Here is a 14,870-nt window from a genome sequence, read left to right as displayed (position 1 = left end):
CACAACAATAAGTCATTAGTATAAATCGGTTGCTAGTAATAGTTGGATATTGATAAATCGTTAACTGTATGCACGTAACTCTCTTTAATCATCTAATCATTATGAATTCTTTTTATTATTTCAATTTTATATACATGTAATTTGTAAGGCCGGGAGTTATAAGGAATATACATTGCCTTTAATCCAGACACAATGAACAAATTAAAATTTCATTTGATGCTGGTATGTGTATTCGCAGTAAGTAGCGTTACCTACGCACAGGAACAAAGCTACTCAATTGGTAACAACACCGACGTACTGAGTGATTTTCGAAAAAAGAAATTCCCCGGCCAGTGCATTTACCAGCCGGGAATGCCACGAAGGGTTAAACTATTATTTAACCTTATTTAATAAGTTTGTACTGAAAGGTTTCCATGCCGCTTTGGGTTTTTAAAATATAGGTTCCCTTTGAAAGAAATTGCAGTCCGCTTACAATAATAATATTATCACCCGGCTGCAAATCATTAAGTTGTTTCTTTAATGCCCTTCCTGCTGCATCATAAATGGTTATCCGGAGCTTCGTTTTTTGGCTGGAATTCACTTTCAGTGAAATGTAATCAGTAAATGGATTAGGGAACATGCTCAGGTTGTTGTTTGCTTCTTTTAAATGCATCGTTACAAGATGGCTGTATGTATAAAAACCGTTGTTATCTATAATTTTTAAACGATAATAAACGTTGGCCGCATGCAGATTGGCTACCTCATCACTTTCGGTGTACAGGCCTTCGTTGCCAGGTTGAGGAGCCCTGTAAGCAATATCTGTAAATTGCAGGCCATCAGTACTTCGCTGCAATTCGAAAGAACGTACTGCAGGTGCCTGGCCGGTAGGGCGCCATTGTAACCTGGCCGTATTTTCTTGCAGGTTGCCGTTAAATTGCCATTCTTTTGATGCCAATACAACATTAAACATGTAAGGCGTTGGTATGCCTTCGCCTGCATCATCCGAAACACCGTTTCGGTCAGGATCTATTTTAGCGGCATTGCCATTGTTTGAAGAATCAGTCACTGAAAGCACGTTTGATGCCGCGCCTACCTGGCCGGTGGCTATCACTGAACTCTGGTACACCTGGTCAATGACCAGGTTGGTCGCACGAACCGTAACAATGATAGACAGGGAGTCATTCTCTGTGGGATAGTTGGGCAATATTTGCCCGGGAGCTAACAGGTTAACATCTGTTATTCCATCAAAGGCAGGGTTAAGGGTGAGCCCTGCGGGGTTGCTTGAAAATCTTGCCTGTACATTCACTACATTACCAGGCCCGAAAACATCTGTAAGCCTGCTTTGTAATTGTGCATTGACCAGATCGCAATTCCCTTTATTTTTAAGATACACTTTGTAAAAAATGTCAGCAGTATTGGCATTCACCCGCACTTCACCAATCAATTCCTGGGCAACACCTGCGCCCAGGTTTAAATGTGTGAGATCAGTAGTGCCTTTACCCAGGGGAAAAGAAACCTCAGCACTTAAACTGTTGCTGTTGATATCCCAGGTATAATAATAACAGCCGCTGCCATCATAGCCGGCCATTAACAGGTTGCCATCTAAATAAGCAATACCAAAACAGTTACGCGGCAGCGAACTTAAATAAACAGCAGTGGCATTGCCCGGGCCGTCTAAATTTACAAATTCATACAACCGGCTGGGGCCTGCGCCCAAAACGGCAAATACCCGCCCGTTAGGTAGGTTAACAATATCGCCGTCGCCAAAATAACCAGGTGCATTGCCGGGAGGAAAGTTTATCAGTTTCTCCGTTCCCGGAATATCATTGCCGGTCAAAAAATCGATCCTTTTTACAGTACCCTGGGCTGCAGGACCGTTATAGTTGGACAGGCTAAGGTTGTTGCCGTCTTCGTCGAAACAAAAATAAATGATGCCACTTTTGTAACTGAATAGGGGAGAAACAGACGCAGGACAACTGATCGTTCCTGAAAAATTGTAATCCAGCATATAAAAGAGCGTAGAATCTGCGTGGTAATCGGCAAAGTAAACTTTCCGGTATTTGGGATTGTAGGCAAGGGATGCCCAATACAAAGGCAATCCGGGATCACAGGCCTCCAGTAAAGCCGGGTTGTTGCTGAACACATTAGTAAGTAAATGTTGCTCTGGTGAGCCATTACCGCAGGAAGATTCCCCCAGGTTAATCAAAACCGACTTCAGGGACTGCGGGCTTTGTGCCTGTACAGTTGTATATGCTATGATCAGCGGCATCAGCCCATATAATAGGTTGGAAGCTTTCATATAAAGGATATTGGGTTATTAACAGCTAATTTTCTATGATCCCCGGCAGAACATGAAAGCCCGCTACAACATAGTGTTATAGCGGGCTTCGTTAGTTACAGTTTCTTTAATCCTCGATGTTGTATAATTTGGCCATTTTGCTATAAGGCATCTTCTTCACATCAGCAATGCTGCGGCCCTGAACCATACCAGGGATCAAAACATAGCGGACTGCCGACCCGTTACCATTAATTTTATCCATCATATTCCAACCACTTACTAAAAAGGACAGGTATTTTTCTTTGAATACAAACCCCGGACCAAAGACAAAATCATTTCCGGTACTATCAGTATCTCTTATTGTATTGGCAGGATCTCTATCTACAGGATAAATTACACCATTGATGTTTTTATAATACATCAAAACGATTCCTTTATTCACGATATCGGCAGTTAATGCGGTTGCAGGTAATAACTGCTTAAAATAAAAATTCTTCTCTTCGTTCAATTTTGTTAATGTATCTGACACGTTCACATCGATCCAGGATGAGTAAATAGCACCGGCCCCATCGCATACATATTTTGTTTGGGTGGTAGTCACTTCATCACTATCCAGTATTCCGTTATTGTTGGCATCTATCCCTGTTTCAAATTTGGTGCCTCCATACTTACAATTTGCACCTGCCGGTTCTTTTGTAGTTTTCGTTAAAGCTGTTTTACCATTGGTACCGTTGGTACCATCTTTTCCATTTGATCCGTCTTTTGAACAACTGATTACCAAAAGCGTCGCACATAAAAACACCATAGAACAATTCTTCCGATTCATAAAGTACGTTTTGTTGATTTGTGTAAATGCGATTTGACATCGCGCCGCAAAAGTGGTTCGTTCTTAAAAGCTGTTCCTTAGTATTAGTTGTATAAAAACAATTAGCTATTTGTATATATAAGTAAAAAATTATAATATTGAACTGTTGTTATAACACTTAATGACCTGATTAACACCCATGAACAGCCACCGGCTAAGGCCACTGTTATTGCTTGTATTTTGCCTGTTGCGATGGCTGCCGTCAAAAGAGCAGACTCCCACGAACCGGTATAGTATCACCCATTACAACAGTGATAATGGCCTTTCACAGAACAGTATCAATGGTATGGCCTTTGACAAAAATGGGTTTCTCTGGCTTGCCACAAAATGGGGAATCGTTCGGTTTGATGGTAAAAATTTCAGGGAATACAACACGGAGAACAGTGCAGCTCTTTTGTGGAATGATTATTCGCTGCCACAAAGGGAACCTGGTACAGACCGGCTGTTCTTTAAACCGGTTTTTGACAGCACGCATATTTTAACGACCACCGATGATTACCAGATCACCACAGATAGTGTTCGTTCGGCCAGGCCCCATCGGCAATTCATGACATCAAACAACCACCTGTTTTTTCATAATGGTCTTTACAATACTTATGGCGTTGCCTGTAAACAACTGTTCGATAAGCTGGTTGTAAGCTATGCACCTATTACGGTGAATGAACGGCAGGCTTACTTTTATGATGGCGGCCTTTGTTATTTCCTCGATGAAAACACGCGCACCATTAAGGAGCTGCATGAAATTACCGGCCATAAACTGAAGCTTCAATTCATAACAGGCGATATTTATTTTTATATTGATGATCAATATCGCGTTTATGCGTACAAAAACGGCGTATTGCAGAACAATATCAGGTATGCCCCCGACCTGCGCCAGTTTTTCATCAGGGCAGCCGCCGCAAACCCCGATCCGGTGCAGGCATCATTGAAAACAAGGAGAGATGGCCGCCACACCCTTATGTTATGCAATGATACTATTCTGCAGCTTAAAATGGTCAACAATGAATTAAACTATAAAATACTGGCAGCTGATATTCCTGTAAAAGATATCAAATGCATGATCTATGACGAAGGCTACCAGGCGCTTTACATAGGTACGCTTACAAATGGGTTGTATGTGCTGAAACTGCATGAATTTGAACGGCTTTTTTTTAACGATACCAGGTTTATTGCCAATAGCCAGTCCTTGCAGATTGAGTTACCAGGCTCCCGAATACTTACTCCAACCGGCATTCTCAATTATTACAATAACGATCATGTTCTTTTTCCGGATACACATAATTTCGGCAAACAGGCCTGGCTGCAGGCCTCCGATGGGTCCATCTGGCTGTCGGAATTTGACTCCTTAAAAAGGACCGATATTCATCTTTCCTCTTTTGTAACCCTAAAACCACTGGGCCATTATCTTACCGGTATTATTGAAAGGGACAATAAAGATATTATCTACAGCAACAAGCACCAGGTATTCAGGCGGCACGGAACAGAAGATACTATTTTACTGAACGGTAACGACCTCATGCAGGCAGAGATCCAAACGCTGAGGGAAGTGAGTAGAAATAATCTATGGATTGGAACCTCGGCAGGTTTATTTACTTATGATTTATCGAACCATTTGTTGCGCCCGGTTGGCGGCCTTGAAAAAATGAATATAGAGATCATCCACGTTGCAAAGGATAGTAGTATCTGGGTAGGCACCTATGGACAAGGCTTTTATAAATTTTATAATGACCATTTCATCAGAATGCCAATGGACTCCCGGAAAAGCCTTGTTACCGCTCATTGTTTCATGGAAGACCAGCAAGGTTATTTCTGGATACCCACTAACAAAGGGCTGTTCAGGGTTGCAAAAAAAGAATTGGATAATTATGCCGCCGGCCAACAGCAGTCCGTTTATTATTACTATGTTGATAAATCGTATGGATTTAGCACCAATGAATTTAATGGCCGGTGCACACCCTGTGGTATTGTAACAAGTGATCATTTTTTTTCATTACCCTCGCTGGATGGTTTGGTACGGTTTAACCCCGATAGCGTACATATCCCTTTGCCCGATAAACCAATATTTGTAGACTTTTTACAGGCAAATGACAAAAGGTTGCTATTGAAAAACAAACTGGAGTTAACAAGGGATTCCAATCAATTGATCTTTGAAATTTCGACTCCTTATTTTGGCAACAGGTTCAACCTGCACCTTGAATATACTATAAAGGAGTTGAACGATAATTGGTACCCCGTACCTGATGACGGTAACCTCATATTAACAAACCTGAACAGCGGCAATTACACGCTGACTGTCAGAAGCCAGCTTCCGTATACGCGCTATACTTATAGTACGATCCAATTAACCATACTTCCCTACTGGTATGAGCAGGTGTGGTTCAAATGCCTGTTGGGCGGACTTGCAATTGGCACATTTTTATTGTTTTTCCGGTTGCGCTATAACTACCAGGTAAAAAGAGCGCAATTACTGCAGCAAATGGTGAATGAAAGAACCATGCAATTATTTGAGAGCAACCGGATAAAAGAGTTAATGATCTCAGCTATTTTGCATGATCTAAGGTCGCCGTTACGGTTCCTGCAAATTTTAGCCCGGCGCATGTACAATAATTATAAAACATCAGCAGATAAAGAACTCTCGCAGACCTTGTTTCAATTCGATAATGCCACCAATGAAATATATGAATTTACCCAGGATTTTTTTGTATTTACCAATATGCAAAAAGAGGGATTTGTGATCAACCGGAAAAAAATAGTGTTGCGTGATATTGTCAGTGAAATTATTTCCTTATGTGAAGTGGGAGCCCAAATTCAAAAAAACACCTTTAGCAACCTGGTTCCGTCATCTATTACGCTGCATACAGATGCCACCCTGTTAAGTCTGGTTCTGAGAAACCTGGCCGATAATGCCAATAAATATACTTACGAAGGAACCATAACAATTGAAGCCATTCAGGATGCTTTCACCACCCGCATCGTCATAGCCGATACCGGTAGTTGTATGGATAAGGAACTGGTAGCACGTATTCTTGATAAAGGTTATAATCCTTCCCAACATGGCATGGGGTGGGGCTACAAGATCATTCTTGAAATTTTGAACAAATTGCAGGGAACAATCGACATAGTTTCGGGCAATGACGAGGGTAATTTAATAACTTTAACTTTTGAAAATAAGGCGTAGCGTATGATAAAATTTTTACTTGCAGATGATCATCATATAGTAAGAAGGGGGCTTGGCCTTACAATAAAAGATGAGTTCTCAACTGCTGAAATAGATGAATGCAGTAACGGCAATTGTGTGTGGGAAAAAATACAGCGCACAGAATACGACCTGGTAATTCTAGACATATCGATGCCTTCGATGGATTCATTGCTCCTCTTAAAAAAAATATTCACCCATAGACCCGACCAGAAAGTGATGATCTTCACGATGAGCCCTGTGGCCATTTATGCAAAGCGATACCTCGCCCTGGGTGTGAAAGGATTTATAAATAAAGAAGCTGAGCCGTCGGAGGTCAGACTTGGCATTGCTGCCATCCTGAACAACAGGAAATATCTTGGGTCAGATATGAAGCATATACTAACCCTGGAGAATAAAGACAACCTGGCAAACACTCCTTTTGATTGCCTCACTATCAGGGAGCTTGAGATCATGAATCACCTGGTAGAAGGAAAAAATGTTAAAGAAATTGCTGAGATGCTTTTTCTTCATATTTCAACGATCAGCACGCATAAGGCTAAAATTATGTTGAAGCTGGAGGTTTCGAATGTAATTGAACTCACCAGGATGGTACAGCTGTTCAATAAAGTATAAGCAAAAAGCAGATTTATAGAAATCACCGTGTTGCCAATTCGCCTGTAATAAGCGGGGCTATATATTTTTCCTGGCCGGCAGCGGGTAGGAAAACAACGAAAAACAAAAGAATGGTCCTGTTTTCCCGATACAGAAAGTGGAGGGAGTTGATTATCAATATAAAATTTTGAAAATAGTACTAGATATTTTTTAAGAAATCGAACACTTTATTATGATTAAAAAAAGGGGGTAAGTAAACACAAACCCCCTTGTGCAACCAATGGCACATGAGAAAAATGACGATCATCCTTTCTGGTTTTCATAGTCAATTAAAATGAGTGATCCTTAACCAGGGCAAGCATTTTAATCGGATCACATGCATCCCGATCGCCAAGCAAAAAACACATCATTTTCAGTTCATTTTTTTACCACAACCTCCTCCCTATATCTCATCCAGTCATTCTATATCATTTATTAAAGATCTGATCTTAATTCATGGAAACAGGTTATTTATATTTATTCCCTTATTTCGGATTAAGGATCAGTTCTATTCTTTTCGACAAGTCTCGCAAGTGATATAAACTGATTTTATCGTTCATCAGCGGAATGGCGCCTTTAATTTTTGTTTGCAACAATATAAGTTCACCTCTTACAATACTTGATACATCTGAAAAATATGGGTCTGGATATCGTATATTAGCCTGCCTGAGCACAAACAATAACATAGGGTCTGTTGGTTTTGATAAAAACCCTAATCTATCAATATACTCTTTCTGAAGATTGCGCTGGTACATATCTATTGGAGCATGTATGTCTATTGATTTCCAAATTGTTTTACGCAAGTCTGTCAATAATTCGATTACGCTATAAGCCTTGTCTCCATATAACGCTTCTTCCTCTACCATTTTCGTCAATTTAGTAAGCTCCAAAAGGCTTTTAATCATGCGCGTTTGCATATTACCAATAATATCAATGTTACTGGCACTGAATAAACCCACCGAGGAAGGAAGCTCAAAGGTTGGTATGCGGGCCATAATAAATGAATCTGCCAACCACAGCGGTGCATTAAAAAGTTGATCATTTAAAAACTGAACAGCCTGCTTTTGTTTGCTTTTGGGCACTATCTCAAAAACAGGCCCTTGTTGTTCTGTTGCTTTTGGCGTTTTATAAAAGCCGCCTATATTATGTTCAACATGATATAGATAAGTATTAAACTGGTTAAGCAATTCTTTGTACATTATTCTCAGGTCACCATATCCTTCTCTGGGTTTTGCCGTCCACTCATTTAAATGCGGTAGAATATACTTTAAATTTTGTATCCCGTAATAACTGGCTTTAACAGCATCATCGCCCAGGTCTTCGCTCTGCGACCGCGGATCTGACTGACTTATCGTTTGAACACCAAACCAGTATTTCCGGTCCTTTGCCTTTTCGAGGATCCAATTATCCAGCGTTTCATATTCTGCATCAGGAGTTTTTGCTCCCGGAATTAATTTATAGCCGTATTCAATAGCCCATTTATCGTAAACGCCTATTTTCGGATATAGTAAAGAACCGGTTATACCGTCTCCCGGCTGGGCAATATAATTAAACCGTGCATAATCCATGATGGAAGGAGAATGTCCATTAATTTTTACCCATTCTTTATCGCGCAATTTTTCTACAGGATAGGCGGTGCTCGCGCCAAAATTGTGTGCCAGCCCTAGCGTATGTCCAACCTCATGAGAGGATACAAATCGGATCAGGTCGCCCATCAGACTATCCGGAAAATCTATTGTTCTTGCGCGCAGGTCATTGGGTGAAGCCTGAATGAAATACCACTTTTTTAGTAAATCCATTATATTATGATACCAGTTAATATGACTTTCCAGTATTTCCCCAGACCTGGGATCATGCACATTTGGACCACTTGCATTGCTGATGGCCGAGGGCTTATATACAATAGCCGAAAAACGCGCATCATCGAGTGACCAGGTAGAATCTTCTTCTTTTGTAGGTGCGGGCTTAGCAATAATAGCATTTTTAAAACCTGCCTGTTCAAATGCAACCTGCCAATCATTAACACCCGCTATTAAATAAGGTACCCATTTTTTGGGCGTTGCAGGGTCAATATAAAACACTATAGGTTTCTTAGGTTCTACTAATTCTCCGCGCTTATATTTTTCCATGTCCTCCGGTTTCGGCTCAAGCCGCCACCGTGTTACATAAACGTCATTTTTTATTCCATGAGGATCTCTGTCAAAATCCCGGACTCTCTGTGTAAAATACCCAACCCGGTCATCAGCATACCTTGGTTGCATGGGATTTTCAGGAAGCAATATCAGAGAGGTGTTTAGCTCCAGGGTTACATACCCCGTAGTGGCACCTTTATCAGATTTCCTTTCATAAGTTTTTACCGTCTTGATTTCGGTATTAACCGGGTAAGACTTTACTGATGAAATATAAGAGCGGTCTTTCTGGATTAAACCCAGACCTACCTCTGATTTTAACTCGGATTCAAAAAACAACACGTTATTATCACTATTAAGGTAATCTGTAACATCAATTACATTTCCCTGACCTGTTACTGAAAATGCTTTAATATCAAAGGAGGCTTCAATAAGTTGTAAATTGGAATTCTGTACTGCCATGAACATGGGCTGGGTTGAATCTTTCGATAATTCAGAATAGGAAACACTTCGCAGGAAAATTTTATTCAACGGCCCTTTTTCAAATCGTATAACAGCTTCATTGATCTGGTCTCCTGAATATCCAAATCTTTTTACCCGAAAATCAGCCGCCGACTTTGAAACACGTCCTACAGCCATGATATCCTTTCCCAAAATATTGTCCGGGATCTCCAGGTAATATTTATCATCCAGCCTATACACATTGAACAATCCGGAATCGGAAACAGCCGTTTGAGGAATGAGCTCGCGAAAAGGTTTGATCTTTATATCGGTTTCCTTCTTTTGGGTTGTGTCACTAATATTTACTGATGGCAATTTATGTTTTCTTTGAGCATGGCCAACTGTAACTTTCAAAACAATAAATAGTAAGAGTATATACTTGTATACTTTTAAAACGCTCATAATATTATTTTTTTTAAATGGGCATATAATTATTGGTCAATAGAATGTTGATCTATTGAATTATTGTATTGGAATTCCTTTTAATAGCCTCTCAATAGCCGGGGTTTTGCGTAAGTTGTGGATTTGATAAAAGGACCTGTGTGACAATTGGAAAAAGCGCAGCGGTAGGCCTCCATGTTGGTTTCAATGCGCCTAACACAGTGTTTGCATTGCCAGTTCTTATTAAATCGAACCATCTGTGCCCCCACTCGGTAAACAGTTCAAATTTTCTTTCCCGAAAAATCGCATCCAAATATTCAGTCGGTGTAGTTGCAGTTGTAGCTGGCAAACCGGCACGACTCCTGATCACATTAAGATCAGCCGCGGCTCCTGTAAGGTTATTTTGTTGAGCCCTTGCTTCTGCCCTGATCAGGTATATCTCTGCCGCTCTGAAAACAATCGACAATTCTGAAATATCTGCTCCTGATCTAACTTTATACTTTGCCGGATAATAAAATACCTGCCCGCTAATTGTGTTCTGCTTAATCCAGTTTAGTTTGCGCCTGTCGCCTGATTCAAATGAATCAACTAAATTTGGTCGCAAGAGATATGGCGGTATAGTATTAGCAGATACAGGAAGAAAGGTATTGCCTTCGTAGGTATTAATGCCAGGTACTACCGATGCAAATTGCCAGATTGTTTCTTTACTGTTTTTTAAAAATGTATTTTCTGGTAATGGCAAAGGAGTATATAGCCCGGAAGACAAAAGATCGGTTGCTTCATTTTCGGCATTAGCCCACTGGCCTAAATACAGGTAAACTCTCGCAAGTAAAGCAGTAGCCGTCCATTTATTTGGCCTTGCTTTGTCTGCAGTAGGATAAGTTGGTTGCAAATACTGCTTTGCCGATTTTAGATCACCAATTATTTGTGCATAAACTTCCTGTTTAGGCGTTCGGGGAATGAAGGATGTTTCTTGATAATCCGTGGAAAGAACCAAAGGAACATCACCATAAATGTTTACCAGATAAAAATAGCTCCATGCCCTTACAAAATACGATTCACCTATCAGTTGGTTCTTGGTAGCCACCGAAATTCCGGAGTTTTCAAGTCCATTGATAGCTGTAGTGGCCATATAAATATACCGGTAAGCCCTGCCCCAAATATTGCCTTGTCCCGTTTCTGCAGTGTAAGTATTATTGATCAAAACATCATAACTATTACCTGCAGCATAAATCATTTCATCCGCGGCGAAACCAAGATTGCTGGAAACTTTTACACTTGTTAATTCTATGGTGTTTTGACTTAGCTCACCGTATATACCTGTTAAAACGCCTGTTGCGCTTTGCTCATTTTCGAATACTGTTTCATCTATCAATTTTGTTTTAGGGTTTCCAACGTTTAAAAATTTTTTACAGGAACTCAATCCTATAACAGTCAATATGGAAAAAAGTATAATCTTAGTCATGGTTTAAGCATTATAAATTAACACGAATACCTGAAACAAATCTTTTAAGTGTTGGCGTAGCAATGGCTGATTTAACCTCGGGATCACCAATATATTTTGAGATGATAAACAGGTTCTGCCCCTGTACAAACAATGTGATCTCTTTTACTTTGATATTATTTAACCATTTTTGATTGAAAGCATATGAAAATGACGCATTATTCAGGCGCAGATAAGTTGCATCACTATAACTACCGCTAGATTTAGAAAAATAAGATGACCATGCCATACCTGCAGCTGAAGAAGTAGTTGTGTATTTTTGAAATTTCGCTATATCGCCTGCTTTTTGCCAGCGTTCGAGTACCTGCACTGGCTGATTATACATGCCTCCCGGTGTGGGTGCAGTTTGCAGGTAATTGGGACCTTTTTGCTTTGCATAATTAAAAAGCACGGTGAAGCTAAAATTCTTATATTGAAACACAGATTTAATACCCCCATAAAATGCAGGATCGGGGTTTAGCAACACTGTGCGGTCGGTAAGAGAATTGGTACCATTATAAGTTATAACCCCTGTTTGAGGATCCACCCCCTGATAATCATACAGTTTAAATATACTTAGAGACTTTCCTATTACATAGTTATCTCTATAGGTGGAATTTTCAAGGTCGGGAAACGCGAGTAGCTTATTAATAGCACGCGTAAAATTTATGCTTGTATTCCAGGAATATTTCTTATTTCTTAAAATAGCAACGTTTATAACAGCTTCAACTCCACTGTTTTGAATGCGAGCATCAATATTCTTTTTAACGAATGAAAAACCTGTTTGCTGAGGTAGCGTATAAGAGATCAGCTGCTTCCTGCTAAGGTTATTGAAATAGTCAACAGTTAATTGAATCCGGTTACTCAATATATTAAGATCTAAACCCAATTCCAGTTTCCGTACTTCCTCCCAGGCATAATCAGGATTAAAAGGAGTAACCGGAACAACCCCCACAACACCCTGATAACTCCTGGCAGACAGGTCCCATGTATTCAAGTAACTATAGTTTCCAATCTGGTCATTCCCGGTAATGCCGTAGCTAAAACGCAGTTTGCCTAAATTAACCCAAGGCAACGCTTTGTTAATAAACTTTTCTTCCGAAAAAATCCAGGCAGAACCTGCAGCCATAAAGTTTGCATACTGCTTTCCCGGTCCAAAACGAGAAGACCCATCCCTCCTACCTGTAATATTCAACAGGTATTTATCTTTCCAATTATAATTTATTCTTCCAAATGCAGCCTGATATCGATATTTGGTATCATCTGCCCCTGATAAAAGTATTGAGCCCGCTGCTGCAATAGTTTCCATTAAATCTTCAGTTGGATAATAGCCCGCCTGAATTCTACTGACAGTAGTTATCACTTCCTGCCAGCTTGCACCCACCAATGCAGTTATTCTTCCATTGCCTATTTTTCTTGAAAATTCAAGTTGTGGCTCAGATATCCAGTTTTTGGAAAGTGTTGTGCTGAAATCCGAATAATTATACGGATTGGCAGCGGGATTTTGAGATGATATCGGATGTGTTGTTATTTCATCACTTTGAATGCGGTTGTAGCCCATGCTCAATTTTGCCGTAAGACCCGGCCAGATCATATAAGAGAAAGTTGCGTTACTTACAAGATTTTCAAATGCGCCTTTCCGTTTTTGAAATAAATAGGAGAATGGATTAATACTAATATTGTAAGCTCCATATTTCCAGATTAATTTTCCGGAGGAATCCAACAAATCCGGATGATTTGGTGGCAGTAAATACAGTAACGATCCTATATCAAATTGTGGTAACCCTAAATTATCGGAGTTATAATATGTTGTAATAGTAGTATTGAATTTTTGATTGACAGATTTATGAGAGACACCCAGGCTTACCGAGATCCGTTTATTTGAAAAATCGCCAGGCAAAACGGTTGTTTCGTCATGATAGCCGGCGTTGAGTCGAAAGCTGGTTTGCACATTACCTCCATCCAGGCCTAATTGAATATCATTCTGGATTGCAGTGCCACCTTGAAATTTTTTCTGCCAATCTGTATACCTGATTGTATCCCAAATCAACAGATCTGGGGCATTTATCAGGTTGATTGCTCTGCCATCATTGTTAAATGCTTCTCTGCGCATTTCAAGGTATTGCTCTGTATTCATAAAATGCAGCAACCGGCTTGCACGGGCCTGCCCACGGCTCACATTGGCTGAGAAATTCAGACCGTTGCCTTTTGCCCTTTTAGTAGTAATTAAAATCACTCCATTTGCGCCTCTTGAACCATAGACAGCAGTTGCATCAGCGTCTTTCAAAACTTCAATACTTTTAATATCGGCGGCATTGAGGTTTATAAAAGGACTTGTTATTCCCTGGGTTGTTATGCTTGTAATTGAGGAAGAACCATACAGACCACCTAAGCCATAAGGCACTCCATCAATAATGTATAAAGGCTGATTACCTTGTAAAAGTGAATTCTGCCCTCTTATCTGAACATCAACCATAGCCCCTGGCAATCCGTTCCTTTCCCTGATGAGTAATCCGGGCGCTAACCCCTGCAATGCAAGAATTGGGTTAGCCACCGGCTGGCGTTCTATGTCATTTCCTGTTATTTTATTTATTGATCCTGTATTGAGCTTTGCCGTAGTAGTATAATAACCTGCGTTTATTGTTACTTCATCCTGTGTAGTAAACTTTATTTTTGCCCGAACGACTCCTATATCAGTACGCCCATTCACTTTAATTTCAAAAGTTTCAATATTTATCCCGGTTATTACAAGGGTTGCATTTTCGTCTACGCCATTAAGTTGAAAAGACCCATCGTTTTTTGCATTTGCTGAAATTGTGGAACCCTTTATCGCAATATTGGCGCCTGCAACAGATTCACCATTTTCATTTAATACCCGGCCCGTAACATCAATTAAAGAGCGGGGTTGTTCAGAAGAAATCACAACAGCCGGTTTATTGTTTGATGCTTTTTTTCTGGAAATGAAAATGGTGGTATTCTCAATTGAATATTCAAACGGCAGTTTCAGCAGCACGGTTTGCAGAAAATCCCGCAATGGTGTATTGATGGCGTTCACACTAAGCGGCGGGGTATTCCCAAACTGATCAGAATTGTAAATAACGGTATAACCGGTTTGCTTTTTAATCGCTTTAAACACCTCATCAAGCGGTACATCCTTACCGTTGAAAGTGATGGTTTGAGACAGTCCTTTAGCAGATAAATGGAGGGCTGCTGCCGTAAGGAGGATCATTATTAGTTTCATGATCAGAAGAGTTTTGGTCAGAAACCGCAGCCTTCCTGACGGTGCCCCCATCTTCCTTCGGTTGCCGGTATTGAGTTGTTGATCAGAAAACGAAACAACAGCTGTAACCTGGTAAGATAGTCCGACAAAGGCGGATTGGGAAAAGTGGCGGTTACAAAGAGCAATTTGCATAACTTTGCATTGT

General features: G+C 40.3%; 8 protein-coding genes and 1 pseudogene. 3 read left to right on the top strand and 6 right to left on the bottom strand.

Annotation, left to right across the window (positions count from 1 at the left end):
* Window positions 1–192 precede the first annotated feature (192 nt).
* Window positions 193–390, top strand: coding sequence for a hypothetical protein (locus A3860_RS40650; protein ID WP_143774259.1), 198 nt, complete (start codon window positions 193–195; stop codon window positions 388–390).
* On the opposite strand, the gene A3860_RS25585 is transcribed toward A3860_RS40650, so the two are convergent.
* Together A3860_RS25585 and A3860_RS25580 are read right to left on the bottom strand one after the other, a co-directional pair.
* Window positions 383–2,278 carry a T9SS type A sorting domain-containing protein gene (locus A3860_RS25585; RefSeq protein ID WP_081151454.1) on the bottom strand — a complete coding sequence of 632 codons (1,896 nt, stop codon included), beginning with the start codon at window positions 2,276–2,278 and terminating at the stop codon, window positions 383–385. The two genes, A3860_RS40650 and A3860_RS25585, sit on opposite strands and share 8 nt — an antisense overlap.
* A gap of 106 nt (window positions 2,279–2,384) precedes the next feature.
* Window positions 2,385–3,083: a DUF7151 family protein gene (locus A3860_RS25580; protein ID WP_143774258.1), complete on the bottom strand. Its 699-nt coding sequence runs from the start codon at window positions 3,081–3,083 to the stop codon at window positions 2,385–2,387.
* A gap of 178 nt (window positions 3,084–3,261) precedes the next feature.
* On the opposite strand from A3860_RS25580, the gene A3860_RS25575 reads away from it, so the two are divergent.
* Both A3860_RS25575 and A3860_RS25570 read left to right on the top strand, forming a co-directional pair.
* Window positions 3,262–6,300, top strand: coding sequence for a sensor histidine kinase (locus A3860_RS25575; protein ID WP_081151451.1), 3,039 nt, complete (start codon window positions 3,262–3,264; stop codon window positions 6,298–6,300).
* A gap of 3 nt (window positions 6,301–6,303) precedes the next feature.
* On the top strand, window positions 6,304–6,933 hold the full coding sequence (locus A3860_RS25570) for a response regulator (protein ID WP_081151449.1): 630 nt from the start codon (window positions 6,304–6,306) through the stop codon (window positions 6,931–6,933).
* Window positions 6,934–7,436: 503 nt separating this feature from the next.
* On the opposite strand, the gene A3860_RS25565 is transcribed toward A3860_RS25570, so the two are convergent.
* The 4 genes and pseudogenes from A3860_RS25565 to A3860_RS25555 form a co-directional block, all read right to left on the bottom strand.
* Window positions 7,437–9,983, bottom strand: coding sequence for a zinc-dependent metalloprotease (locus A3860_RS25565; RefSeq protein ID WP_081151448.1), 2,547 nt, complete (start codon window positions 9,981–9,983; stop codon window positions 7,437–7,439).
* 91 nt (window positions 9,984–10,074) lie between these two features.
* Window positions 10,075–10,428, bottom strand: coding sequence for a RagB/SusD family nutrient uptake outer membrane protein (locus A3860_RS42320; RefSeq protein ID WP_394334799.1), 354 nt, complete (start codon window positions 10,426–10,428; stop codon window positions 10,075–10,077).
* Between the two features lie 357 nt (window positions 10,429–10,785).
* A pseudogene (locus A3860_RS42315) lies at window positions 10,786–11,427 on the bottom strand (RagB/SusD family nutrient uptake outer membrane protein); the annotation flags it as partial.
* Between the two features lie 10 nt (window positions 11,428–11,437).
* Window positions 11,438–14,857: a SusC/RagA family TonB-linked outer membrane protein gene (locus A3860_RS25555; protein ID WP_081151444.1), complete on the bottom strand. Its 3,420-nt coding sequence runs from the start codon at window positions 14,855–14,857 to the stop codon at window positions 11,438–11,440.
* Window positions 14,858–14,870 lie beyond the last annotated feature (13 nt).

It is taken from the genome of Niastella vici (assembly GCF_002077945.1).
GTDB lineage: Bacteria > Bacteroidota > Bacteroidia > Chitinophagales > Chitinophagaceae > Niastella > Niastella vici.
Note: the sequence above shows the minus strand (reverse complement) of the source record. Positions and strands in the feature narration are given on the sequence as shown.